Origin of the sequence: Bacillus cereus group sp. BfR-BA-01360 (genome assembly GCF_022663595.1) — a bacterium.
GTDB classification, from domain to species: domain Bacteria; phylum Bacillota; class Bacilli; order Bacillales; family Bacillaceae_G; genus Bacillus_A; species Bacillus_A cytotoxicus.
Genome location: NZ_JAKUFV010000007.1, coordinates 90,298 through 116,263, shown reverse-complemented (window position 1 = coordinate 116,263; position 25,966 = coordinate 90,298). Strand labels below are relative to the sequence as shown.

Genomic DNA, 25,966 nt, shown 5'->3' with positions numbered 1-25,966 from the left:
TAAAATTTATTCTATATTTGTCTTTTTATCGTTACAATCAAATGAATACGTGTATAATTACATTTGGTAATTTATATATAAAATTAATAGAGAGAAGGAATGATAGAATGGATAATGCTTTAAAAGTAAAACGTATTGTCGTAGTAATGGTAGCGATTATTGCAATTGCAGTCGGCTATTTTATGTTTCAATCGATTACTTCGCCAGCGACAACTGTAGCTAAGCAAGAGAACCCGGTGCAGCTAGCAAGCGAACAAGGAAAAGTTGAACTAAAAAAAACAGCGCCAAGTAAATTTAATGGTCAAGTGAGAAAGGTTGCATATCTTACTTTCGATGATGGACCAGGAAAATATACAGCAGAGTTGCTAAAGATTTTGAAACAAAATGATGCGAAAGCTACATTTTTCTTAATTGGTGCAAATGTAAAACAATATCCTGATTTAGTAAAGCGTGAAAAGGAAGAAGGTCATTATGTAGGTATGCATAGCATGACACATAACTTTAAAAAGTTATATACAAATGGTGAATACGTAAAGGAAATGAAAGAGAATCAAAGATTAATAGCAAATATTATTGGACAATCCCCTAAATTAACACGTCCACCGTATGGATCAATGCCAGGGCTAAATGAAGCGCTTCGTAACAAAGTGGTTGAAGCTGACTTAAAAGTATGGGATTGGACAATTGATTCTTTAGACTGGAAATACAACAAGATGCCAGTCGATGCAGCAGCAGCTAAAATTGCGCAAAATGTACTTGCTGGTGCAACAAATGATCAAGAAGTGATTTTAATGCACGATATTCATCCGCAATCTGTTGCAGCTGTTCCAGCAATTATAAAAGGACTAAAAGAAAAAGGGTATGAATTTGAAGCGTATCATGAAGAAAATCACTTCCCGGTGAATTTTTGGCATGATAACCGTATTTGATGGAGGAATGGAAAGTGATTTATAGAAAAGTAGCACTTGTTGGAGCATTATCAGTAGGATTATTATCTGGTTGTTTTGGTGAGAAGCCAGAAGAAAACATTTTTGTTGCCTTTGAAAACGCAGCAAAGCAAGAAAAGATGCTTTCTGATGATGTGAAAAAATTAGAAAAGTTAGAGAAGCAAGACCAAGAATTATATGCTCAAATTATGAAAGAAGGAAAAGAGCATAATGAAGCGGTTATTCAAAAAATTGACCAAGCGGTTGCAAATGTAGATGAACGAGAGAAAATAATTACAAATGAAAAAGATTTGCTTGAAAAAGCGCAAAAAGAGATAAAATCTGTTCCAGATTATGCAGATAAAATTGAAGATAAAAAAATTCAAAAACAGGCAAAGAAAGTAAATGAAGCTTATAAAAATCGTTATGAATCTTTCAAAAAGATGAATGAAAGTTATAAGCAGGCATTGACAATTGAAAAAGAATTATATGAGAAATTGAAAGTAAAAGAAACAAAATTAAAAGAAATTGGCGAAAAAGTAAAGGCTTTTAATACATTGAGCGAAGAAATTCAAAAAGAGAGAGAGAAATTTAACCAATATACAAAAGAATATAATGAAGGAAAAGTAGCCTTTTATAAAAATGCCAATATTAAGATAAAAGAAGGAAAGAAAGATAAATAATGAAAAAAGTCGAAAAAATATATACATATTTTTTCGACTTTTTTCGTTTTCTTTATAGAAAAGACTGGAATCCATACTATAAAAGAGTTATAGTTTATTCTTTAGAGAAAGATGATGTTTAACATATAAAATGATGAGCATCATATAAGTAAGGAGAATGAAATATGTCATATGAATTTTTACTGAAATTAGGCTTAGCGCTTTTTTTAGGTTTATTTATTGGAGTTGATAGGCAGCTTAAGAATAAGCCGCTTGGTGTAAAAACAAGTATGGTTATTTCGGTAGCAAGTTGTTTAATTACAATGGTTTCGATTGAATCAGTAAATGTATATTCTTCGCCAGGGCATACTAATATGGATCCAATGCGCTTAGCAGCTCAAATTGTAAGTGGTGTTGGTTTTTTAGGGGCAGGGGTCATTTTACGCAGAAATAATGATGTAATCTCTGGATTAACTACAGCCTCTATGGTATGGGCAGCGTCAGCTTTAGGGATCGCAATTGGGGCTGGTTTTTATATACAAGCGACAGTAGCTATGGTTTTAATTATATTAGCAATTAATGTAATGCCTCAACTTATTAAAATTGCTGGTCCTTATTCGTTAAGACAAAAAGATTTATCTATAAGAATTATTGTAAATGAGCACAGAGAGTTAGATGGAATTTTTAAGCAAATAAAAAATTTAAATATGCAAGTGAAACGAGTTAAAATAAAAGACATTGAGAATGGTACATCACAAAAATTAGAGATGGTGATATTGGTACCGGAGGGTTTATATACAACAGAGTTATATAGTACTTTAAAAGAAATTGATCATATCGTTTCAGTTGAAGTGGAAAGTAGATAAGAAGAGCAAAGAAGGGTGACGAATATCATCCTTTTTTTATTTGGGACAATTTTTGTACCTCGTTACTGGTTGATAAGATCTTCATTTAGTGTTCAGAGAAAACGAAAGAAGTTGTATACATAGGATTGTTAAGAGTCATTGTCGAAAATAAATGATATAGAAAAATGGATGGAGCTTACAATCATTTATTTTTTATAGACTAAATCGTTATAAGTACAAAAGGTGGGAAAGAAATGCAAATAAAGATTAGAATAGCACGAAAAGAAGATATTCCTAGTATCGCAAAAGTACACGTTGATAGTTGGAGAACAACATATAGTGGATTGTTACCTAAGGAGATTTTAGAGAATATGACATATAGGCGTCGAGAAAAACAGTGGGAAAATATTTTTAAACAAAATATTTCTAAACAATATCGATATGTTGCAGAAACAACAGAAGGGGAAATTGTAGGATTCATTGATGGGGGTGAGGAAAGAACTGGAAATTATAGTTGTGATGGTGAATTATATGCGGTTTATTTAATAAAAGAATATCAAGGATATAAAATTGGACAACGATTATTTCAAATGATGATTTCCGAATTCATTAAATATGATATCCATTCCGTACTGGTGTGGGTTGTGTCAAATAATCCTTCAAAACTTTTTTATGAAAAATTCAAGCCAGAGCGAGTAGATACAAAAATGATAGAGAAATGGGGTGTAGAAGAGACGGCATATTGTTGGAGGGATATTAGAGATCTGTATGAAAATTTAACTCTGTTGTAAGAAAATCTATTTTTAACATTTTAATTGTATGTAGTTCAAATTTTTATGTTTGTACATGAATTGATTCTCAATGGTAAAAAATGTTGAAAATAAGGTGAATAAAAAAACATGATTCTTTGCATTTTAATATATAAAGGAGGTGACGACAATGGCTAGAAATCGTAATTCTAATCAATTCGCTTCAAATGGAGCTCAAGCAGCTCTTGATCAAATGAAATATGAAATTGCACAAGAATTTGGTGTACAACTTGGAGCTGATACGTCTTCACGTGCAAATGGTTCTGTAGGTGGTGAAATTACAAAACGTCTTGTAGCGATGGCAGAACAGCAACTTGGTGGAGGATACAATCGCTAAAAGTGGAGCGTAAAAGGAGAAAGGAAGAAATCTTCCTTTCTTTTTTTGATGTAAGACATACAAATTCCATTAAATAGTACGGATATCTTCGTATAAGAATTGGCAGAATAGGAGTAATGCTAAATGGTTATCCAATTTCTTTTGTTATGTATGTTAAAAGTAAATAAAGGTATAGAAGCCCTGATAGAATGAAAATTTTTATCAGGGCTTCTAAATAGGGGTGATAATCATTCTCACTGTCCGTTTAGAAGTAGCGAAAAGATGAGTTGTTTTACCATATAAAGAGAAATGCCCCATATAATAATTCTCGAAACTTTATTTTTCCTGATGAATCCATTCGTTTCAATGGTCTCCCCGCAAGAGCGAGCCCGATAAACCAAACCCAATAAATAAAAATGGAAAATCTACATTTATGTCCCTTCATATTGAATGGAGTTTGCTCCTATCATACCGATTGTAGGCAAAATGGTATGTAGATTACATAGCGAAAAATATTTATTTTTTTAGGAAATTGCTTATTTGTTATGTAACTCTTTTAGGTTTCTACTTTTCTAGATAATCTATCCCATATACAATAAAAGATATAAAGGGGTGTTGTTAGCCAAGAGAAGGGCGGCAGTATAGTAGATCCTTCTTGTACAGCAACAAGAAGTAAAATGAAAAAAGGAGGAAAGTATGAAACAATTTGTTATTTGTCAAGTAATTGCCGGGACGAAATATTTAGCAGCTTATGCAGAGACAAAGCAAGAAGCAATTGAAAAGGCAGAGCTATTAGGATTGAGAACAGGAGAGCGGTATGTAGTAATTTCAGCTAAAGAGGCAGAAGGATTGGAATATCCTTAATTCAGAAGTGATAACAGGGTGCTTCATTGAAAAAATATTTAATTGTAAATAAGCCTAATATAATGAGTATGTATTAGGCTTATTGAAATGAACAAAGATTATAAATCTAATTTGTTTTGTGAATGATATGTTTTTCTTTTTTGATTTCCACTTCGATATTGGTTAATATATCTTTTAAAGTTCCAAGTTTGTAAAAACGTAGTAGCAGCATCGAATCCAGATTGATACAGCCAACCTTTTTCAGCGGTAGTTAATTGAAAGTTCGTACTTGTAATCGTACCGGTTGGAATTTTAATTGTTCTTGCCTTTGCTTCTTTATCTAAATGGCGTAAATCATGCGCCTGCATCATTGTTTTAAATAATCCTTTAAACATTGAAAGGGGTTCTTTGTAAAGAACGGGTTCTGCTTGAATTTCATCTTTTACAAAGTGAAATCCAAAGGTAGGCCAGCGAGGCAGCGTTGGCGAATCGAAAATCCAAATCGGATAATTGCTTAAGATTCCGCCATCCACCATGTAACAAGGTTGTTTCCACTTTGGTGTTTTCCACTTTATGGGCTCGAAAAAGAAGGGAATGGTTCCGCTCATTCTAACCGCTTTCGCAATCGAAAAACGATAATTTGGAAAACCATAGTTTGGTAGATCGTCAGGAAAGATAACCATTTTCCCGTTGCTTATATCTGAAGCGATAATCTTTAAGTTTTTCAGATTAGGTAAATCACTAAAAAAATAAATCCCTTTTTTACGTAATAAATCGTCTAACCATTCTTCTAAAAAAATATTGGAGTAAACTCCTAATCGAGTCCATGCACTTAATCCTTTTCCGATTACTGGGATTTTATCAAGTAACGTTTTTTTCGTAAATTGATAATAATCTAAAGTACTTATTATATCTTTTAATTCTGTACAGGAGTAACCAGCTGCTAGTAGAGCGGCGATAATGGCACCTGCTGATGTACCAGCAACACGTTCGAAAGAGTAGCCGCGCTCATTCAATGCGCAAATGGCACCTACATGTGCGATTCCACGAACTCCTCCACCTTCAAACACACCATCAATTTTCATGAAAAAATAATTCCTTTCCATGTAAAGATTTGGGGTAGCAAAAAAGCACGTAGATCACGTGCTTTTTTACAATAGTTTTTGCAAATTACTTAGCAACCAACGAAGCCGCCCCAACAGCTAGCTCCAATAATGATTAGAAGGATAAATAAAACGATTAATAAAGCGAAGCCGCCATATCCGCAACCATAGCCACCGCCATATCCGTAACCCATGTGGAAAGCCTCCTTTTAAAAATCAAAATAAATAGAACGTTTCTTAGAGAAATGATGAGGTATCGTGTTTGTAGGAACACTGTATACTATGCTTTGTAAAACTTGTTCGCGTATAGGAGGCAAGCCCGTTTTTTATGACATGTTATTTTTGAAGATGAATTTACTACGATATATATGCTATGATACGGATAAGTACATGACTGAGGGAGAATTTATGAAGCCCCAAATTGAATCATTAATGGAAAAGTATGATTTAACACATTTAAAACAGGAATTAATGGATACGATATTTCCTTGTATAAAAGTAGTACTGAGATAAAAAGATAAGTTGGAAATTGAACAGTCTAAAATGGGAGAAGTTCCAGATGGGCCTGTATCATTCGAATATCCAATTTATAAAGGAGAGCTGTTGCAATTTATTGCGCAGTTTCATTTGTATTCGGCAAGGATATCTCCTACTTCAATCGTGTGAAGGGCATAGCCCAACGATAAGTGGTGAGTTAGTTGACGTAGCAGATTTAAAAAATATAGATTTCAAGCATAATTTACCTCGAACAGGAATGCTCTATTTCTTTTGTTATGAAAGTCATTTTAAGGAAGAGGGAGATTTCCAAGGAGCTGGAGAGTATATTGGGATAAACCGGCATGATATGGTCCTTTTATTCCAAGTAGATTCAGATTATAACAATTGTAATATGATGTGGGGAGATTTAAGAATGTTTTATTTCTGATTGGAAATGAAGACTTAAAACATCGTCGTTTTGAAAATGCGTGTTGCATATTACAAACATGTTAGTTAAAAGAAGCAGTAGTTTACTTTGTTATGCTATTGTTTTTTTTATTTTCATGAAATATTGAGGAAACTCCCTTTAATAATATTAAAATGGCAATTAATAAATATGCATAATCTCATATTTTATTTTTCACAAACTATTGTATACTCTATAAATATATGAAAGCTTTGTTGTATATTTTTACATAAGGAGGATTAACAAGAATGAAAAAGACAAACAAATATATAACAGCTGCTGCACTTTGCTCAACAATTATGATTGGTGGTTTACAAGTCCCTTCGATATCTTATGCAGCATCAAATCAATCAATTGTAGCTCCATCAACAGAGGCCAAGTTGTTGGAAGATTTTAAACGAGAGTTAAAACAGAAGATTAATAATCAAGAAGAAAATATTACATTAAAATATAATACGAAAGAAAGCGATGCTCGATCTGTAATGAATATGCTTTATCAAGAATATAATAAAATAGTAGATGCAGATGAGTATATAAAATACAATATTGCAAGTACAAGATATTCTATACGTGGATTACCAGGAAATTATACGTTTACATTACATATCTCTTATCGTGAGTCAAAGGAACAAACACAATATGTAAAGGCGCAAGCAAAAGCAATTGTTAACACAATTATTAAGGCTGGCATGGATGAACATGAAAAGGTGAAAGCGATTCATGATTATGTGGTGAAACATGTTTCTTATGATACTTCTTATCAAGCATATACAGCATATGAAGCTTTAGCAAATCGTTCTGCTGTTTGCCAAGGATACACACTATTAACATATCAATTGATGCAGCAAGCAGGGATTCAAACACGTTTTGTCACTGGTAAAGGAAACGGACAAGCTCATGCCTGGAATTTAGTAAAGATTGAGGGAAAATGGTATCATTTAGATACTACGTTTGATGATCCAGTTCCTGATAAAGCAGGGCGTGTAACATACTCATATTACAATATGACAGATGAGCAAATGAGCAAAGATCATGAATGGGACCGTAGCAAGTATCCAGCAGCAACTACAAATTACTATGATGAATTAATAAATAAAATAAAAGCAGGTAGTGCAAAAACGGCTGTATATAACCAAATGCTAAAAGATACGAATTTAGTGTATTTATCTACACAATACGGGGCTAATAATTATAATGAATTAAAGCAAAAATTACAGAAAGAATTTGCAGCGAAGCCACAAAAAGTAGAACTACGTTATAAACAATCAATGGATGGAACAATGCAAGATATTAACCGAGCATTAAATGAAATTTCCTGGCCGAAAGGTGCAAAGCACGTTTCTTATCAAGTTGCGCCATATAGTGCGATGGCAGGATATTCATTAGCGACCATTACATTTACATATTAATGAAAGAAGAGCACCTAAAAAGGTGTTCTTTTTATTCCGTTATTAAGGGGGAGTAAGTCTACCATCTCAAGATTCGGAGAAAAGTAAGGGAGATAGGCGGGAACCTCACAGCCCGTAACAGCGCCACTGATTAAAGTTTCACTTATGTGTGTTGTAAAATGATTCGAAAAGTGAGTGAAGAAGAACGTATGATCAATACATTTACAGTTCTTTCTATTATTGCATCAACAACATAATCTTTTAGAAAAGAAAATAGAAGCATTTCGATAAAAAACGAAGCTACATCATAGTAGCTTCGTTTTTTAGGATACTTATTTCCACCAATCATCAAACATAGATGCAGGTACTTGTCTTTTATGTTCGCTTGCAAGATAACGCTTTTCAATTTTTTTTGCTACATCTTGAGGAACTGCTTTTCCCTCTAAGTAATCATCCAGTTGATCATACGTAATTCCTAATTCTGTTTCATCAGCTTGACCTGGTTTTTCATCTAATAAGTCTGCTGTTGGCATTTTTAAGTAAAGTCGTTTGTCAGAACCTAATTCTTGTAATAAAGCACGACCTTGACGTTTTGTTAAGCCTGTTAGTGGTAAAAGATCCGCTCCTCCGTCACCATATTTTGTAAAGAAGCCGGTAACAGCCTCGGCTGCATGATCTGTTCCAATGACAAGTAAACCTTGTTGACCACCAATTGCATATTGTGTCACCATACGGACGCGAGCTTTTACATTGCCTTTATTAAAGTCTGTTAGTGATTCGCCTAATAAGTCTTTATATTGATTTGAAAATGCATCAACAGCTGGAGCGATATCAAAAGAAACAGAGTGATCTGGTTTAATAAATTGAAGAGCAAGTTGTGCATCATCTTCATCTTTTTGGACTTTATACGGAAGGCGTACAGCGATAAACTTTGCACTGCCTCCTTCGTTACGAATTTCTTCTACTGCAAGCTGTGCTAAGCGACCTGCTAATGTTGAATCTTGACCACCACTAATACCAAGTACGAACCCTTTTGCACCTGTTTTTCTCAAATAATCTTTTAAGAAATCAATTCGTTTTCGAATTTCTGTTTTTGGATCAATTACAGATTGAACATGTAATGTTTTCATAATTTGCTCTTGTAAAGTCATGATATATCCTCCTATGAGCGATAAATTGTTATGTATACATTCAATTCATATGTCTCCACTCTTATTATTTCGTAAAACGGTCGAATATACAATAGGACAATGTATGAATAGGAATGTAGCTATTATAAATAAACTCTTTGAGTTAATCAATTTTTCTGTAACCTTTCAAGAATGTAATGTTTTTGTCATTTGAATCGATGGAATCCAATTCTTTGCTTTATGTATGATAGCAGTATAGTAATCGAAAGGGCGGAGAAATAAGATGAGCATTAGGGAATTAGCATTTCGAAATGTAACGCGTAATAGAAGGATCTACTCGGCTTATTTTTTAAGTAGTGCATTTGCTATTATGGCTTTTTTTGTTTATTCATTTTTTGCATTTCATCCTGTACTAAGCGCTAGCCAATTAGGACAATATGTATTTTTCAGTATGTCATTTGCACAATTTATTATTTATGTTTTTACATTTTTCTTTATCTTGTATTCTATGGGCATGTTTTTGAAAACGAGAAAACGGGAATTAGGGATATTGATGATGCTCGGCATGACGAAGTTTGAATTAAGACGACTTATCTTTTTTGAAAATGTTATGCTTGGGATTGCAGCGATTATTACCGGTATTCTTTGCGGAATGTTATTTTCAGGTTTGCTTATTTTCGTAGCACCGCTATTACTTCAGTTAGACTTGTCCTTGTCATATTATGTACCAATAAAGGCTATTGGTGTAACAAGTTTGATGTTTGTCATTTTATTTATTATTATTTCATTTTTTAGTGCTGGGTTGATTCGTAAAAATCAAATTATGAAGTTATTTAGAGGTTCGGTAAAAGCGAAGCCCGAACCGAAAGTATCTATAATTGCTTCATTTTTAGCCGTATTGTTACTTAGTGTAGGATATATAGGGGCGTTATCTTCACATGGAGCTATGGTTTTTATTATGTTAGTTCCTGTTACGACGGTTGTTACAATTGGTACTTATTTCATGTATAAGCAGTTGAGCGTATTCATGATCCGAAGATGTAAGAAGAACAAACGTTTATACTGGAGGCGAACAAACATCATAACGCTTTCAGATTTAGCATATCGGATGAGAGATAATGCCCGCATGTTTTTTATTGTTACAATTATTTCAACTGTAGCTTTCTCAGCGATTGGTACTTTAGTTGGTTTTACTTCTATGACTAGAGAAATGATGGAGAAACCAATTGCCTTTCAATATCATTCTGGAACAGGAAACGAAAATGAAACAGAGCATATACAATTGATTGAGAAAACATTAAAAAAATATAATATACCTACTAGCAAAATCATGATAGCATCGAAACGAAGTGAAGATCAATCGATGCGCAGAGCGTCCTTTATAAAAAAATCTGATTATAAGGTGTATGCGAAACTGACAGGTGAACAGGAAGTTGCTTTCAAGCAAAATACAGCACTTTTCTTATCAAATGAAATGCCAGGACCACCAAAAAAAGAAAGAAAAACGATACAATTATCGAATGAAGAACAAGTATTGACAGTAAAAAAAGTGAAGACATCTACTCTTAGTAAAGTACTTCTTCGTGATGTCTATGTCATTTCAGATGCGCAATATAATGCATTACAAAGTGGATTTAAAGAAATGAAAGATTATATGTATGAAACAAAAGAAACGAAAAATGAATTTGAAGCGGGCAAAGAAATAATGGAGCATATAAAGCAGTACCAAGAGCATTCACAGTTTTATGCCGCAGCGTATCAGAGCAAGCAAGCATTACAATTTGCAGGTCCAATTTTGTTTGTCGGATTTTTTATTGGAATTGTATTCTTTGTTTGTGCAGGTAGTTTTCTATATTTTCGACTATTCTCTGACCTAGATGATGATTATCGTTTATTTGAATCCATTCGAAAAATAGGGTTAACGAGTAGAGAGTTATCTCAAGTCGTCACAATTCGATTGGCTTTATTATTCTTTGTTCCAATTGGTGTAGCAGCGTTACATGGCGGTGTTGCATTAACGGCTTTAGGACAAATGTTTGACTATTCTTTGCTAAAAGAAAATGCGATCGTCTTAAGTATATTTGTAGGAATTCAAATGATATATTTTGTGATGATACGCTCTCGTTATATAATGCAATTGAAAGAAAGATTAAGAATGAGGTAATAGATTTTATTTTTATTGAATATTCAATCTAGAAGTTCGATAAGGAAGCGATGAAAACTTCACTGTTCAAAATTTGTTCAATAAAAACTCTTAACAGATGATGTTAGGAGTTTTTTATGTAAGGATTGATACCAATTTCATTATTTTGGTGAAAGATCCAGGATGCTTCAAAGTATGACTGGATACTTTTTTTGTTTTAAAAATCATTTATCTTTATATACAAATAGTATTTGTCATGTTTGTGAACAATCTTGTTTTATATATATATTTGTCTTACACTTTATTTGTTTGTAAGAAAGTAATATGTATATTTAATAAAGTTGTTAATTTACTTTGTTAAATATAGGGTAAGGAGGGGTTGTATGTGGAAATGGTTACAGCGTATAACAGACTTTGCAAGTAGTAAAAAAGGTGCCAAAGTAATTGTTATATCGTGGATTGTAGCTATGCTTGTCTTAACAGGAATTTCAAAACCAGCAAAGAAATATGCAAACAATGTGAGTGGTGATGGGATTCCTGAAAGTGCAGCATCTATACAAGCTGAAAAACAAGTAGAAAAATATTTTCCAAATGATGAAGGATTACCAGCTATTATTATTTTTCATCAAAAAGAAGAAATGAAAGAAGAACAGTTACATAGTATTCAAGAGGTGACAAAGCAATTACAGGCTAAAAAAATCGAACATGTTGAAAAAATAATTCCGATTAGTGAAATGCCAGTTCAAATGTTGAACGGCTTTGTATCTGAGGATAAAACAAGTTTTATTCTTCCGGTAACGATGACAAGTAATTTAGAAGTAGAAGAGATTCATAATACAGTAAAAGAAATGAAAAATGTATTAAAGCAGGAACTTCCTACTAATATGGAAGCTAAAATAACAGGACCTGCGGGGATTGCTGCGGATACATTAGAAATTTTTAAAAATGCTGATCTTGTCCTGTTGTTCTCAACAATTGGATTAATTTTTATCTTATTAATTGTAATTTACCGTTCTCCTCTTTTAGCGATTATTCCGCTGATTGCAGCAATTATTGTATACCAAATGATTGACCGAAGTCTCGGTTTATTTGGTAAATGGGGACTTGAAATTAAATCGCAATCATTGTCTATTATGTCAATCTTATTATTTGCAGCATTAACAGATTATGCTCTATTTATTTTTGCACGTTATAAGGAAGAATTGCAAAAACGAGAAGATAAATATGAAAGTATGAAACAGGCGATGCGAAAAGTAGGGGAACCAATCTTCTTTAGTGGAAGTACCGTGCTTGCTTCCATGTTCATGCTCTTTTTTGCAGTATATAACGGTTACCGTAACTTTGCACCACTATTTTCTGTTGCGCTTGTTGTCATTATTTTAGGGGGAATTACATTGCTTCCTGCCTTATTTGCACTATTTGGTAGAAAAGCGTTTTGGCCTTTTATACCAAAGGTTGGACAGCGGCAAGAAAAACATGTCATTTGGAGAAAAGTGAGCCATATTGTAGTAAGAAAGCCGTATATAGTTGGAGGAGCAGTTGCTATTTTTCTAGTCATATGTTCACTGAATCTATTTCAAATTCAGTACTCTTTTAACTTATTAAAGTCTTTTCCGGAAAATTTACAATCAAGACAAGGATATGAGTTAATTGAACAGAAATATTCTCCTGGTCAGTTAGCTCCTATTACGGTTGTAATGGCGAAGGAAGAAAAGGTAACCGATGAGGAAATTGTACAGTTTGTAGGAAAATTAGCGGTACAAAAAGGGATAGAAAGGGTGAATCCTTCTCTTGAGGCGATTCAAAAGAATACCAATCAATTGCGGTCTAAAGATGGAAAAGCAGCGAAAGTGCAACTGATTTTAAAAGATCAACCGTATTCACTACAGGCTATGGATACCATTCAATTTCTGCAGCAGAAGGAAAATGAATTTGTGAAGAATGGGCATGTTTACTTTTCTGGTGAAACGGCGAAGCAAGCTGATTTGTACCAGATTAATAATCACGATACAACATGCATTGTTGTACTCATATCTATATTGATATTGATTTTGTTAGGTATACAAACAAAATCATGGATTGCGCCAATCTATATGATTGGAACGATTCTACTCTCATATTGTGCGGCATTAGGCCTTAGTATGTTTCTGTTTGAACATATATTTGGATACAAGGACATGAGTTATCGCATTCCACTATATACGTTTGTATTCCTTGTGGCACTTGGAGTGGATTATAATATTATGCTCGTTTCTCGTATTAAAGAAGAAACTGCGAAACATCCTCTGCAGGTTGCAATCGAGAATGGATTAACTGCAACAGGCGGTGTTATTTCTTCTGCTGGTATCATATTAGCAGCAACGTTTGCGGTATTAACGACCCAGCCATTATTAGAACTATTTATGTTTGGATTTGTTGTGGCACTTGGAGTTATTGTTGATACATTTCTTGTGCGGACACTACTTGTTCCGGCAATTATGCTTATCTTAAAGAAATGGAGCTTATGGCCCCAAAAGATAAAGTAGTAGTTATTTTGTAATTGAGAAATATTTTGAAGCAGGAATTTTGAAATAGAAACAAGAATTTTCATCTATAAGTGTACGCATATTTGCTAGGGACATCATACTCTTTTAGGAGGGATTCAGATGAGCAGTAGTACAGCGAATAAGCAAAAAGGAATTCGATTAATTCCGTTTACAGTAAACAGGGTGGTGGAACAAGCAAACGAAATTCCACCAGGTGTACAACTGATTCACGCTCCTGAGATTTGGGAAAAGAGTGAAAAGGGAAACGATATTGTTGTAGCAGTATTAGATACAGGCTGTGATGTCAACCATGTAGACTTAAAGGATAGAATTATTGGCGGAAGAAACTTTACAGAGGATTATGGAAATGATCCAAATAATTATCTTGATAATAATGGGCATGGTACGCATGTTGCTGGAACAATCGCAGCAACAGAAAATGATATTGGAGTTTTAGGCGTTGCACCACTGGCTAAATTATTAGTATTAAAAGTATTGGCAGGGGACGGATCAGGAAACTATCAACATATTATCGATGCGATTGACTATGCTATAAGCTGGAGAGGACCAAATCAAGAACGAGTAAGAATTATTTCCATGTCACTTGGTGGACCAGAAGATGTACCAGAATTACATGAAGTGATTCAAAAGGCTGTCAAGCAAGACGTGCTAGTTGTATGTGCCGCTGGAAATAGTGGTGATTGCAATGACAGAACAGAAGAATTGGATTTTCCAGGTGCTTATTCAGAAGTAATTGAAGTAGGAGCAGTGAATTTAGAAAGAAAGTTAGCTTGCTTCAGTAATTCGAATCAAGAAATTGACTTAGTAGCACCAGGTGAAGACATTCTTTCTACGTATCCAGGAGGAAAGTATGCTGTATTGAGCGGGACATCTATGGCGACCCCACATATTTCCGGAGCATTAGCACTTCTAATTAAGCAATGTGAAAGAGAATATGGAAGAAGGATGTCAGAACCGGAAATTTATGCACAGCTTATTAAACGCACAGTTCCATTGGGATATGAGCGAACATCCGAAGGGAATGGATTGATAGATTTAGTAAAAGAAGAGAATGAAAAACAAAAAGTTACATTATAACAAACAATAATTATATTATGTAAACAAAATAAAAAGCGCTGTTTTAACATTTTGTTAAAACAGCGCTTTTCGCTTTGTTTGAATAGTTGCAGCATTTTCATCAGGAATTCCTGCGTCTTCAATAATTCGTTTTTTTGCTTTATTTAATAGGTGATTTACTACTTCGCCAAAATGATTAGCTTCGCGTTTTGTACGAGCTTCTCGTAAACATTTATAGTTTTCTATTAGTTCCTCTTTTTCGGAGTCTGTTAAGAAATCCTCTATTTTCTTTTTTGGCATAAGAAACACCCTTTCTTCTGACAGACAGTTCAGTTTATAAATATTATAACAGTAATTTTTAGCGGAAGTATAGATTATCGTCGTAATAATTTGTCAATTTCTTGAATTTTCTCGTCAGCTTTACTAATTTGCATATTCTTTGCCTGTTCCCCACCTAGTGCTTGATGAAGCAAAAAGGTTTGTCCTGAAATAGCAGTGACAATGGCTACTTTAATAATTTCTTTTATTGTAGTTGCATCAAATAATACAAGTCCAAGAAGCGCAGCAAGACTGCCGGCTAATATATCAGTGAAAAATCCAAGATGAAAAAAGGTTTTTAAACGGCGTGGAAGCAATAACTTACCTTGGTTATTGATTAGATGGGAAACGAAGCCAGTTATGCCACCAATGAGAACAGCAATTAGCCATTGATACATTTCCATCAAATCCACTCCTTTTAGTGAATAAGATTCGTTTTTTATATGCGGATACCTTTTTCAATTTTATATAAGTATATTGAGAAAATTTGTTTTGATTATACATTTGTTTAGTTGTAATGAACAATTTATTATACGAATTCATTTTTCATTACAACTATTTTTAATTTGTATCAGAAAATGACGTGAATTGAAGCGGCTTTTTAAAAAGACATACATATAATAAAGATAATGAAAGCTACATAAAAAACAAAGGAAATCCTTTTGGTTTTTTTGATTGTAAAATTTATAATAATAATTATCCTTATATATGGACAAAAAGAAATTATTTGTTTAAACTTTACAAAGTGTTTGCATGTGTCATAAGGATAGTGATCAGATGATTTGTTTTTTTGTTTTTAATCTTAAAGTTTAAATATTCACATAATAAAGGAGGATATTATGAATCAGTTTATAAGATGGTTTCAAAATATGAAAGTAGCAAAAAAAATAATGATTTCATTTTTTATTATATTAATTGTTGCTATTTCAATTATTGGTGGGATATCATATCAAACTGCGAAGAAAAACTTTGAATCGCAAATTATGAATAGCGCAAATGAAAATATTCAAATATTAGACAATCTTATTAATCAAGTAATCGAAGAAAAATTTAATGATGTAAATAATTTTGCAAGAATCATGAAAAGTGACTTGTATGCAGGAGAAAATCATGATGAATTAAAGAAAATGTTATCTCAATATATATTGCTAAATCCGGAGGTTGAAGAGATATATATTGCAGGAAACGACAAGACGTTTGTACAGGAACCGGATGTACAAATGCCGGCAGACTATGATCCGACAACGCGGCCTTGGTATAAGGATGCAATCAGTAAAAATGGTGGCATAATTATAACCGAGCCATATAAAGCAAAGGGAAATGGTCATATTGTAGTAACAATCGCAAAACAAACGGATGATAAAAATGGCGTTGTTGCTTTAGATTTAAGCCTTGACAATTTATTGAAAACATCAAAATTAATTAATATCGGAAAAAAAGGATATGCTTTTATTTTAGATCGCAATCAAAAAATCATCGCTCATCCAGAGGAGAAATCAGGTGAAAAAGCTGCGGACTCTTGGGCAAAACGACTGTATCAAGAAAACCATGGTATGTTTACTTACTCTTATGGAAATAGTGACAAGAAAATGGTATTTGCTACAAATTTAAAAACGGGTTGGAAAATTGGTGGAATAATGTATAGCAGTGAAATCATTGAAGCGGCTCAACCTGTATTTTATAATGCGTTACTTATTATGGTAATTTCCTTACTTTTAGGAGGTACAATCATTTATTTTGTAACCCTTTCTATCACAAAACCTTTAAAAAGGTTAGTAACTACTGCACATGAAATTAGTGAGGGAGACTTAACACAAACGATTGAAATGTATTCGCAAGATGAAATTGGTCAACTGGCAAAAGCTTTTAATAACATGACACAATCATTGCGTACACTAATTAGTCGAATTAATACTTCAGCAGGACACGTTGCCGCAGCATCTGAAGAATTGACTGCAAGTGTCAGACAGGCTAGTGAGGCAACAGAACAGATTACGACGGCAATGGAGCAAGTTTCGACTGGGGCAAGAGAGCAAACGTCTAGCGTTGAAAACGGTGCGGTATTATTACATAATGTAACAGAAGGGATTCAGCATGTAGCAAATAGCTCATCGGCAATCGCCAACTCTTCTTCGTATACTCGTGAAAAAGCAGAGAATGGCGGGGAGTTAGTTGGAAAAACAGTAAATCAAATGAATTCGATAGTAAAATCTGTCTCTCAATCAGATGCTGTGATTCAATTATTAAATGATAAATCAAAACAAATTGGTGAAATATTAGAAGTGATACAAAATATTGCTGATCAAACAAATTTATTAGCGTTAAATGCGGCTATTGAAGCTGCGCGAGCTGGGGAGCATGGCAAGGGATTTGCCATTGTTGCAGATGAAGTAAGGAAACTTGCAGAGCAATCTAGCATGTCATCAAACGAAATTGGAAAGCTAGTAAGTGAAATACAAGAAGATATGAGCAAGACAGTCAAATCAATGAATCATGTCAATGAAGAAGTTCAGTTAGGTCTTGTAATTGCGAATGAGACAAAACAAAACTTTGCAGAAATATTGCATTCTACAAATGAAATTGCTAAGCAAATTGAAAGTATGGTAGAAACGGCAAATGAAATGTCAAAAGGCGCAAATGAAGTTTCGATTTCGGTTGGTGAAATTGCAAGGACAGCACAAAATAATGCAACAAGTACACAAAATATTGCTGCATCCACTGAAGAACAATTAGCTTCTATGGAAGAAATCGGATCGGCTGCTGGAACATTATCACAAATGGCTGAAGAATTACAAGTCTTAATTGAAAAATTTAAGATATAAATCGCAAGGAGACTGTCTTAAGGTAACTGAACCGTTACAAAGACAGCTCCTTTTTATTTATCCGCTATTTTAGGCAGCAATAGCCCGATTGGTGAGGGCTCATAATAAGAAAAGCCTTACGGATTAAAATTTCGCTTTATCGAACTCTCCATGTTAAGGTTGACAGTGAAATCAGAAAAATATCTATGAAAGTTTTGTTTTATTTGTCGAAAGATAAAGGGATTTGTTGTATGCTTGTATAAATATTATAAAGTAGACTACATATAAAGGAGAACATTATGGGAATGTATTGGGGAACGAAAAGACATTCTTGGCTTAGCTATGTTTCATTTTGGTTTAGTATTTCATTTTTTCTTATTTTTTTAGTTGAAGTGTTTATATTTCGAACACTTTTTAATAGTTCGAATAGTATAGCGAGAATTATGAAGTATTTTTATTTTATTGGCGTACCACTAAATATTATTCTTAGTATAAGATTGTTATTTAAGAAAAATGAAAAGAAAACGTTACCGATTATTAGTTTTATTGTTTCTTTATTGTTTGCAAGTTTGATTGCAGTATTAGCTTTAGCGGCGACAGGAAAAGTATTTTAGCAAAAAGCAGGAATATGAACATTCCTGCTTTTTATATTGCTGTTTTATTTTAGTCAGATCTCTTACTTCAAGGCTGAGTGAATGTAGAGGAAGAGGATATTATTGCACATGAGAACAACGTTGCACAAAGCAAATGAATGCAGGAATAGAGTCGATATATGATACAATGAATATAGTAGATAGAAAGGGTATAATATAATACTCATGTTGTTTAGTAAGAGAGGGGTTATCTTATGCTATACGAGGATTTAGTTGGATTATTTCAAGTTGCTCCAATAGAAGAGAAAAAAGGTGGCTGGAAATATATAATTCAAGAACAAAATGGAAAATATTTAATTGGTAATGATATCGCAGTAGCACATATGAGTGTGGAATTATATTTTAATGAACATAATGAAATAAGACTGACTTTATATAAAGATGGAAATTCTATAGCGACAATGCAACGAATAGCAATCGTAAAAATAGAAATAGAAGAAGATAAAGATGCGATTCAATTTGTATTAGAGCGTATGCCAAGCCGTATGATTCGTCTGCAGTTGTACCCATATTTAGCGATAGAGATGGGGCCGTATTGGGAAGTGTGTGAAGATTGTGAATGAAAAGAAGTATCCGCCTGAGGATACTTCTTTCTATGTTTTTTGAAGTTGTTTACATGCAATAATTGGAAGTATTATGATGCTAACCCACCCGATAATGGGATACAAAATGTGCAGAAGTTCACTGTACCCAATGTAGCTGAAAGAGTAGCTAATTAGTAAAATAAAGTAGACAATATAATTGCTTTTCCATCCTGTGATCGATTGCATTTGTTTTGTCATTCCAAAGATATTACCGACTAAAGTCGTAAATACTTCACCAAAAATAATGAGAACGAAGAAAAAGTGGAAAGTTGCATTAAAGCGTCGGACAACTTCTGCCATTGGAATATTGTATTGATAAAACTGTTCAACAGATAAAATGGCTAAATGACTACATAATAGGATAAAGCAAAGTCCTGCTCCACCTAGAATTCCCCCCCATATAATTGCTTTGCGCTCTTTTACTTCACTTGCTAATGGTACGAGAACACTTTGGGCGAGTGAAAGGTTGAGAGCAACATATGTAATAGGGCTTGTAATCCATTTTATATTCCAATTTTCCGCAGGAACCGCGTTATAGATAGGTGTTGCACCATGGAGCAAAGTAGTGATAGCAAGTCCAATAATAAAAATCATCATAATTGGTACGACTAGAGTATTTACCTCAAAAACACCTTGTAGCCCGCGGCTGCCGATAATGAGGCAAGCGATTACTGTAATAAAAATACCAAGTTGTCTTGGGAGAAGAAGTTGTTCTTCAAATACGGCACCTGCACCTGATAGCATAACACTTGTAACTCCAAATAGTACAAGTAGCAATAATGTATTCACAACATTCCCAAATACATCCCCAAATAAGTATTTATTAAATTCTTGTGCAGAAAATGCACCAATTTGAGAAGAAAGTAACATCATTTTTGTCCCTAGCCAAATAAAGAAAAATCCGCTTATGCATATTCCAATTGTTCCATATATTCCATTGATGGTAAAAAACTCGACAATCTCCCTTCCAGTTGCAAAACCGGCTCCGACGACAGTTCCAATATAAGTAGCAGCAACCTTTTTTGCTACTTGCCATTGTTGATTATTCATGTCATCCCTCTTTCTACTATGATGAACGTATCTTATTACTATGCATATGTAAGTGCTCGGACAATTAGACATGCGAAGTGATAGAAAGAGTACATAAATTTTAGGCAATAAGACTCCTGCCTCAAAATTCAGAGAGGGGAACCTTGTTGCCTGTAACAACTTGATTGGTGAGGGCTCATAATCAGTGGGTGAAGAGAACCCGGTTGATGAAAATTATTAAAAATTTAGTACATATAAGCTTATGATTTGGAAGGAAAGGAAAAGTATGGTACAATAAAATAGGATTATTAAAAGAGAATAATTCTAAAATTGTAAGAGGAGTGGATTGGATGAGTACGAAAACAAATGTTGTTGAAGTATTGAACAAACAAGTAGCAAACTGGAATGTATTATATGTGAAACTTCATAATTATCACTGGTATGTGACAGGACCACACTTCTTTACATTACATGAGAAATTTGAAGAGTTTTATACAGAAGCTGCTACATATATTGATGAATTGGCAGAACGTATTTTAGCATTAGGCGGAAAACCGTTAGCAACAATGAAAGAATATTTAGAAACATCAACAGTTCATGAAGGAACAAGTAAAGAAGCGGCGGAAGAAATGGTACAAGTATTAGTAAATGATTTTTCTGCTATTATTCAAGAGTTAAAAGAAGGTATGGAAGTGGCAGAACAAGCTGGAGATGAAACATCTGCTGACATGTTATTAGCAATTCATACAACATTAGAACAGCATGTTTGGATGTTGAGTGCGTTCTTAAAATAAGATATAGTAATTAAATTATGATTTACCCTCACAAAAAAACCTATTGAAAAAATCGTTCAATAGGTTTTTTTTATTTTTCAGTTTTCTCTTTATGGTATAATATAGTAAAAAGGAGGCGATGCAATGTTTCGCTTTTTCAAAAGTGGAAAAGAGGAGAGGCCAATTACAAAAGACGAGCTAGAACAAGCGATGGCAAAGTTTTTAGAGACTAATACAAATATTGTGTACACAGTATTAGTTAATGATGACTATACAGTGAATTATGACTTATTAAAGCCTTATTTACAAGCTTTTCCAACAAATAAGTTTCTTATTACAAAGGAAACGCTAGAGGTGTTTGAACATACAGATGAAAATTTAGAACTTGTAAAAGAGATTGATCTTGTACAAAAAGCAGTAGATCAATATGTAACAGAGAAAGAAACATTCCCTATTGTAGAAGACAATGAAGATCGTCTTATATGTGGCATAAAATTAGCACCATATTTAAATCGTATATTAAAAAGGGATTTATATATATCAGAGAAACATTATTTAGTTTCTAGTAAACCGGATAAAAAGAAGATTGTGTAAGTTGAAAACAACAATATATACATTGTTGTCTTTTTTTGTTTTAGAACGTTTTTTTGCCCATTGTAAGCTTTTTTATGATAAAAAAGGGAAAAGAACATCACTTGAAATGATGTTCTCTGCTTTTAATGAGAAATTCCACGTTCATAATGATTCATTTCTACTAAGTTTAAAATGTAATCGTAGTTATCGATTTCCATTTTTATTTGATTTCGTTCTTCTTCTGTTAGTCTTACACTCGTAAGCTGTCTACATAATTGCTGTTTCTTTAGTTCTAATTGTTTTTTCGTTGCATGATAGTCGTAAGTACGTTTCATGTTTATCAATCCTTTCCTTACATTCCTATCCTACACCTTTATTATATGTGGAAATAAAAGGATTGAGAGCAATACGGTTTGTATTTTTTGTGAATCTTCTGATGTGTATCTACATTACATGGGAATAATTTAAAAAAATCAGAAGTGTATTTAAAATCAGAAAAGTCGTTGCTTACATTTAGAATAAATATTATTATATATATAAAAATACTAAGGAGTAGTGAAAATGAATCCATTGTTACTTGATTTTCCCTCGGAATTTTATACAGATAGATTATTTATTCGAATGCCTAAACCTGGAGACGGGGCAGCGGTCTATGAAGCAATTCAAGCATCAATACAAGAGTTAAAATCTTGGATGGCTTTTGTGCAAAAAGAACAAACGAGAGAGGAAGTAGAAGCTAGTATAAGAAGGGCACATATTCAATTTTTACAGAGAGAAGATTTAAGATTGTTAGCCTTTTTAAGGGAGACTGGTGAATTTGTTGCTTCTACTGGATTGCACCGGATTAAGTGGGAAATACCACAGTTTGAAATTGGATATTGGATTGATACACGCTTTAGTGGGAAAGGCTATATGACCGAGGCAGTAAAAGGAATTATCGATTATGCTTTTTCTGAACTGAAAGCAAACAGGTTAGAAATTCGTTGTGACCCCACAAACCGGAAAAGTAGAGCGATACCTGAAAAGCTAGGCTTTAAATTAGAAGGAATTTTAGAAAATAGTAGTGTAGCAGTAGATGGAAATGGATTAAGGGATACATGTGTGTTTGCGATGATAAAAAATAGATATGAAAAAGAAAAGTGATAGAGTCACAGAGCTTCTTTTATTTATAGGAAAATGAAATCTGCTGAACATCGTGTTGAAAAATTGGTCTAATGATTTTCATCTATCCTAAATAGGAAAAACCGAAAATAATTGCCCATAAAAATGCAAGACGAGCATTGGACAACCAAATTTCGAATCATTTCCATGAGTAATCATTCTTTTGTTTGTTCAAAATCTTATCGCCTTATGATATAGATTGTAGCATAAAAGCGGGATATAGTATGCTACTCTGTATATAAGGATTTTATATACAATATATATTTTTTCTGTATAGTATAATGTATAGAGAGATAGTTATAAGGAGATGCCAACAGATGTACGAAATAATTCCAGTAACAATTTTAACTGGTTTTCTTGGTTCCGGGAAAACGACATTGCTAAATAGAATCCTGTCAGAAGACCACGGAAAAAAATTAGCGGTTATTGTAAATGAAATAGGACAAATTGGCATTGATAATCAATTGGTTATGAATGTTGAAGAAGAAATTATGGAAATGACAAATGGTTGTTTATGTTGCACAGTTCGTGAAGATTTGCTTGTCGCATTAAAACAACTATTAGATGTAAAAGCAGAAGGGAAAATGGATTTTGATGGTTTAGTGATTGAAACAACGGGGCTTGCAAATCCAGGTCCTATTATTCAAACGTTCTTTTTAGACCCAGTCATTCAATCATCGTATAAAGTTGATGGTGTTGTGACAGTGATCGATAGTTATCATATTCATAAACATTTTGAAAAAGGACTGGAAGCAAAAGAACAAATTGCCTTTGCAGATGTTGTATTAGTGAATAAATTAGATTTAATTGGAGAAGTAGAAAAAGAAGCGCTTCTTATTGAATTACAAGGGATGAATCCAACAGCAAAATTAATCCCAACGACAAATTGTGAAGTGGATATTTCAGCTTTACTCGAAATTCAAACGTTTAAAACGCGTGATACATTAGAAATTTATCCTCATACAGAGCACCATCATTTAGAAGGGGTAAAATCATTTGTATTACGTGAAAAACAGCCCCTTGATTTACAAAAGTTAAACGAATGGATGTCAGCTGTTGTTCAGGAACTCGGGGAGTATTTATATCGTTATAAAGGAATTTTGTCTATTGATGGGGTAGATCGACGAATTGTATTCCAAGGTGTACATACTCTATTTGCTGCGTCCTATGATCGAGAATGGCAAGAAGGAGAAAAACGAATAAGCGAAGTTGTTTTCATCGGAAAAGACATTAATAAAGAGTGGTTTCAGGAACATTTTAAAGAATGTATCAAATAAGCCTGCAGATTTTTTGCAGGTTTATTTTTTTATGGAAATTATACTCGGTTGTAAGAACGAGAAATATAGGGGGAAGAAAGTAGAAATCAATAAAAAACAGCCTATTTTCATAGGCTGAATCTCTTATGTAACAGTAATTCCATCACAACACCTACAACAGGTCCGCTGTCATCGATATCACCAGTTAATCGAAAGCCGAATGATTCATATAGTTTCATTGCTACTTTATTGTCTGGATGAAGACTTAAATACACTTTTTCACATTGAAATTTTTCTTGCAAATAAGGAATGAGTAAGTGAAGAAAACGTTTGGCATATCCCTGTCCTTGGAAATGGTAATCAATCATGAAGCGATCTAGCCATACGCTATTATTTTCTTTAGAATACCAGCCATACATGGCGTACCCGACAAGCGTTTCTCCATCATATAAGCCTATTGACGTTCCGTTTCCTTCATATAATGATTCTGCTAAAGAAAACGCATTGCTTTCAATAAATTGTTGTTGCTCACTTGCTACATGTAAAGCAGCGACGGAACGCCAATTACTTGCTGTTACTTCACAAATGTGAAGATTCATAGTTCCAACTCACTTTCTGAATGATATCTTTTATAGTATGGATAATTGTACTTGTTATTTTATGTAAGTCAAGCTGTATCGACCATGAAAAGACAGCTGAATTATCAGCTGCCTTTGAAAAAATTAATTTGTAGCTTCTTTTAAAACGTTCACGTTCTCTTCCATTAACGTAAAGTAGTCTTTATTTTTCTTTACGTCATCTTCAGATATTGTAGCAAGATGATTTAAACGCAAAATTTTTGTACCAGTCTCTTTTTGAATTACTTCAGCAACTTTTGGAGTAGAAAATGTTTCAAATAAAATATATTTTAAACCATGCTCTTTTGCTGTTTTTGTAATCGCAGCTAATTCTTTTTGCGATGGTTCCTCCGAAGATGAGATGCCAGCGATTGGAATTTGTTTTAAGCCGTAACGATGTTCCCAGTATCCATATGCTGCATGAGAAACTAAAATTTCTTTTGTTTTTGCATTGGTAACTACAGATTTAAAATGATCGTCTAAATCAGTAAATTTTGTTTGTAGGGCTGCAAAGTTCTTTTCAAATTCTTTTTTATGTTCAGGTTGTAGTTTTACAAGTGCATCTTTAATTTTTTCTGCCTGTTTCATCGCAAGAATCGGGTCTAACCAAACGTGTGGATCTTGATCATGATGATGACCATGTTCTTTATGGTCGCTTTCTTGTTCATGATGCTCATCTTCAGATGAAGCATGCAAATCAATACCTTGGGATGCATTTACAGTTTGTACGTTTTCCTGCTTCAATGTTTTTTCCATCTTTTCCGCAAATGGTTCTAAACCAGCACCGTTATATACAAATAAGTCTGCTTTTGCAATTTGAACAGTTTGCTTTTGGCTAGGCTCATATGTATGAGAATCAGCACCTGGTGGATAAATGGTTTCGACATTTACATAATCACCACCAATTTTTTTAGTAAAATCGGCAAGTGGAAAAATAGTTGTATACACAGAAAGTTTATCACCTTTTTTTGCAACACTATTATTTTTAGCGGAACAGCCAGCAAAGATTAATGCGAAAACTAGTAGAAATGAAAATAAGGTTAATCTTTTATTCATGTAATTCTCCTCTTTTCGTTTTTTTTACAAGATTATTCTTTCCCAATAAATGAAGAAAATCATTTATTGTTATAAAACGGAATAATTACGTTTTAAGTTGCGAACTTAGTATAATACATTCTTAGAAAAGTTGCAATAAATAATAATGATTACGATTTGTTTTTTGTTATAAATTTGTAAAAAAGAACAGTATTAAATTTTAGGGAACGTGCATATGTGACAACATTGTTTTCATATATTGAGGGAGAGAAAGAAAAAGGGGATGAGCGATTGAGTTACACGGCATTGGCAATTTTATTTATATTGGCAGTCGTAGTACCGTTAGTTTGGGTGTTAATTTTTTTAAAGGCAGTTATTCATAATTTAGGTGATTCTACATTGGTAACAAAGTTGCCAGCGGAAGTAGAAAAAGAAAAAGAGCAGGACGTTTAAATA

27 protein-coding genes and 2 pseudogenes are annotated in these 25,966 nt (G+C 33.5%); 19 read left to right on the top strand and 10 right to left on the bottom strand.

What is annotated here, in order from left to right; genetic code table 11:
* Positions 1-107: 107 nt before the first annotated feature.
* The 5 genes from MR056_RS09195 (at position 108) to MR056_RS09175 (ending at position 3,579) form a co-directional block, all read left to right on the top strand.
* Complete coding sequence (locus MR056_RS09195) at positions 108-929, top strand: peptidoglycan-N-acetylglucosamine deacetylase (RefSeq protein WP_210351556.1); 822 nt, start codon at positions 108-110, stop codon at positions 927-929.
* A 14-nt stretch (positions 930-943) separates the two neighbouring features.
* Positions 944-1,609, top strand: a complete 666-nt coding sequence (locus tag MR056_RS09190; protein ID WP_012093990.1) for a YkyA family protein — start codon at positions 944-946, stop codon at positions 1,607-1,609.
* Between the two features lie 164 nt (positions 1,610-1,773).
* Positions 1,774-2,454 (top strand): MgtC/SapB family protein, encoded by a 681-nt coding sequence (locus MR056_RS09185; RefSeq protein WP_087098482.1) that lies wholly within the window; start codon positions 1,774-1,776, stop codon positions 2,452-2,454.
* A gap of 233 nt (positions 2,455-2,687) precedes the next feature.
* Positions 2,688-3,224 carry a GNAT family N-acetyltransferase gene (locus MR056_RS09180; RefSeq protein ID WP_087098484.1) on the top strand — a complete coding sequence of 179 codons (537 nt, stop codon included), beginning with the start codon at positions 2,688-2,690 and terminating at the stop codon, positions 3,222-3,224.
* A 148-nt stretch (positions 3,225-3,372) separates the two neighbouring features.
* Entirely contained in the window at positions 3,373-3,579 is a 207-nt protein-coding gene (locus MR056_RS09175) for an alpha/beta-type small acid-soluble spore protein (protein WP_012093993.1), read from the top strand.
* Positions 3,580-3,812: 233 nt separating this feature from the next.
* Here MR056_RS09175 and MR056_RS22855 read toward each other — a convergent pair.
* Positions 3,813-4,067, bottom strand: a pseudogene (locus MR056_RS22855) (LysE/ArgO family amino acid transporter); the annotation flags it as partial.
* A gap of 187 nt (positions 4,068-4,254) precedes the next feature.
* Between MR056_RS22855 and MR056_RS09170 the strand changes: the two are divergent.
* On the top strand, positions 4,255-4,422 hold the full coding sequence (locus MR056_RS09170) for a DUF3933 family protein (protein ID WP_012093994.1): 168 nt from the start codon (positions 4,255-4,257) through the stop codon (positions 4,420-4,422).
* A gap of 98 nt (positions 4,423-4,520) precedes the next feature.
* On the opposite strand, the gene MR056_RS09165 is transcribed toward MR056_RS09170, so the two are convergent.
* Together MR056_RS09165 and MR056_RS09160 are read right to left on the bottom strand one after the other, a co-directional pair.
* The gene (locus MR056_RS09165) at positions 4,521-5,486 is read right to left on the bottom strand and encodes a patatin-like phospholipase family protein (RefSeq protein WP_087094811.1); all 966 of its coding nucleotides are present in this window, start codon (positions 5,484-5,486) and stop codon (positions 4,521-4,523) included.
* 89 nt (positions 5,487-5,575) lie between these two features.
* Positions 5,576-5,698, bottom strand: coding sequence for a YjcZ family sporulation protein (locus MR056_RS09160; protein WP_041809642.1), 123 nt, complete (start codon positions 5,696-5,698; stop codon positions 5,576-5,578).
* A 650-nt stretch (positions 5,699-6,348) separates the two neighbouring features.
* Between MR056_RS09160 and MR056_RS22620 the strand changes: the two are divergent.
* Together MR056_RS22620 and MR056_RS09150 are read left to right on the top strand one after the other, a co-directional pair.
* Positions 6,349-6,494, top strand: a pseudogene (locus tag MR056_RS22620) (DUF1963 domain-containing protein); the annotation flags it as partial.
* Between the two features lie 201 nt (positions 6,495-6,695).
* The gene (locus MR056_RS09150) at positions 6,696-7,856 is read left to right on the top strand and encodes a transglutaminase domain-containing protein (RefSeq protein WP_087098486.1); all 1,161 of its coding nucleotides are present in this window, start codon (positions 6,696-6,698) and stop codon (positions 7,854-7,856) included.
* Positions 7,857-8,167: 311 nt separating this feature from the next.
* On the opposite strand, the gene nadE is transcribed toward MR056_RS09150, so the two are convergent.
* Entirely contained in the window at positions 8,168-8,986 is an 819-nt protein-coding gene (gene nadE / locus MR056_RS09145) for an ammonia-dependent NAD(+) synthetase (protein WP_012093997.1), read from the bottom strand.
* Positions 8,987-9,248: 262 nt separating this feature from the next.
* Here nadE and MR056_RS09140 point away from each other — a divergent pair, with 262 nt between their 5' ends.
* From MR056_RS09140 to MR056_RS09130, 3 genes are all read left to right on the top strand, one after another.
* A complete protein-coding gene (locus tag MR056_RS09140; protein WP_087098487.1) occupies positions 9,249-11,129 on the top strand; it encodes an ABC transporter permease in 1,881 nt (626 codons plus the stop codon).
* A 362-nt stretch (positions 11,130-11,491) separates the two neighbouring features.
* The gene (locus MR056_RS09135; protein ID WP_087098488.1) at positions 11,492-13,633 is read left to right on the top strand and encodes an MMPL family transporter; all 2,142 of its coding nucleotides are present in this window, start codon (positions 11,492-11,494) and stop codon (positions 13,631-13,633) included.
* Between the two features lie 120 nt (positions 13,634-13,753).
* Complete coding sequence (locus MR056_RS09130) at positions 13,754-14,731, top strand: S8 family peptidase (protein ID WP_087098490.1); 978 nt, start codon at positions 13,754-13,756, stop codon at positions 14,729-14,731.
* A gap of 54 nt (positions 14,732-14,785) precedes the next feature.
* Here MR056_RS09130 and MR056_RS09125 read toward each other — a convergent pair whose 3' ends face one another.
* Positions 14,786-15,010 carry a hypothetical protein gene (locus tag MR056_RS09125; protein WP_012094001.1) on the bottom strand — a complete coding sequence of 75 codons (225 nt, stop codon included), beginning with the start codon at positions 15,008-15,010 and terminating at the stop codon, positions 14,786-14,788.
* 74 nt (positions 15,011-15,084) lie between these two features.
* Positions 15,085-15,432: a DUF4257 domain-containing protein gene (locus tag MR056_RS09120; protein WP_012094002.1), complete on the bottom strand. Its 348-nt coding sequence runs from the start codon at positions 15,430-15,432 to the stop codon at positions 15,085-15,087.
* A gap of 435 nt (positions 15,433-15,867) precedes the next feature.
* On the opposite strand from MR056_RS09120, the gene MR056_RS22850 reads away from it, so the two are divergent.
* The 3 genes from MR056_RS22850 to MR056_RS09105 all read left to right on the top strand — a co-directional run bounded on the left by MR056_RS22850 (position 15,868) and on the right by MR056_RS09105 (position 19,045).
* A complete protein-coding gene (locus MR056_RS22850; protein WP_012094003.1) occupies positions 15,868-17,850 on the top strand; it encodes a methyl-accepting chemotaxis protein in 1,983 nt (660 codons plus the stop codon).
* Positions 17,851-18,128: 278 nt separating this feature from the next.
* Entirely contained in the window at positions 18,129-18,443 is a 315-nt protein-coding gene (locus tag MR056_RS09110; protein WP_012094004.1) for a hypothetical protein, read from the top strand.
* A gap of 233 nt (positions 18,444-18,676) precedes the next feature.
* On the top strand, positions 18,677-19,045 hold the full coding sequence (locus MR056_RS09105) for a DUF3979 family protein (RefSeq protein ID WP_087094817.1): 369 nt from the start codon (positions 18,677-18,679) through the stop codon (positions 19,043-19,045).
* Positions 19,046-19,075: 30 nt separating this feature from the next.
* Here MR056_RS09105 and MR056_RS09100 read toward each other — a convergent pair whose 3' ends face one another.
* On the bottom strand, positions 19,076-20,116 hold the full coding sequence (locus MR056_RS09100) for a YkvI family membrane protein (protein ID WP_048722806.1): 1,041 nt from the start codon (positions 20,114-20,116) through the stop codon (positions 19,076-19,078).
* Between the two features lie 329 nt (positions 20,117-20,445).
* Here MR056_RS09100 and MR056_RS09095 point away from each other — a divergent pair, with 329 nt between their 5' ends.
* Complete coding sequence (locus MR056_RS09095) at positions 20,446-20,889, top strand: Dps family protein (RefSeq protein WP_012094007.1); 444 nt, start codon at positions 20,446-20,448, stop codon at positions 20,887-20,889.
* A 123-nt stretch (positions 20,890-21,012) separates the two neighbouring features.
* On the top strand, positions 21,013-21,462 hold the full coding sequence (locus tag MR056_RS09090; RefSeq protein WP_012094008.1) for a DUF3939 domain-containing protein: 450 nt from the start codon (positions 21,013-21,015) through the stop codon (positions 21,460-21,462).
* A gap of 122 nt (positions 21,463-21,584) precedes the next feature.
* Here the strand turns inward: MR056_RS09090 and MR056_RS09085 are convergent, their stop codons facing one another.
* On the bottom strand, positions 21,585-21,776 hold the full coding sequence (locus MR056_RS09085) for a DUF3896 family protein (protein WP_012094009.1): 192 nt from the start codon (positions 21,774-21,776) through the stop codon (positions 21,585-21,587).
* 226 nt (positions 21,777-22,002) lie between these two features.
* On the opposite strand from MR056_RS09085, the gene MR056_RS09080 reads away from it, so the two are divergent.
* Positions 22,003-22,584 carry a GNAT family N-acetyltransferase gene (locus tag MR056_RS09080; RefSeq protein ID WP_012094010.1) on the top strand — a complete coding sequence of 194 codons (582 nt, stop codon included), beginning with the start codon at positions 22,003-22,005 and terminating at the stop codon, positions 22,582-22,584.
* A gap of 344 nt (positions 22,585-22,928) precedes the next feature.
* Entirely contained in the window at positions 22,929-23,879 is a 951-nt protein-coding gene (locus MR056_RS09075; RefSeq protein ID WP_041810333.1) for a CobW family GTP-binding protein, read from the top strand.
* A gap of 107 nt (positions 23,880-23,986) precedes the next feature.
* On the opposite strand, the gene MR056_RS09070 is transcribed toward MR056_RS09075, so the two are convergent.
* The gene (locus MR056_RS09070; protein WP_012094012.1) at positions 23,987-24,457 is read right to left on the bottom strand and encodes a GNAT family N-acetyltransferase; all 471 of its coding nucleotides are present in this window, start codon (positions 24,455-24,457) and stop codon (positions 23,987-23,989) included.
* Between the two features lie 123 nt (positions 24,458-24,580).
* Positions 24,581-25,531, bottom strand: coding sequence for a metal ABC transporter substrate-binding protein (locus MR056_RS09065; protein WP_048722807.1), 951 nt, complete (start codon positions 25,529-25,531; stop codon positions 24,581-24,583).
* A 216-nt stretch (positions 25,532-25,747) separates the two neighbouring features.
* Here MR056_RS09065 and MR056_RS09060 point away from each other — a divergent pair, with 216 nt between their 5' ends.
* Positions 25,748-25,963, top strand: coding sequence for a hypothetical protein (locus MR056_RS09060; protein WP_012094014.1), 216 nt, complete (start codon positions 25,748-25,750; stop codon positions 25,961-25,963).
* The last annotated feature ends 3 nt before the right edge of the window (positions 25,964-25,966 follow it).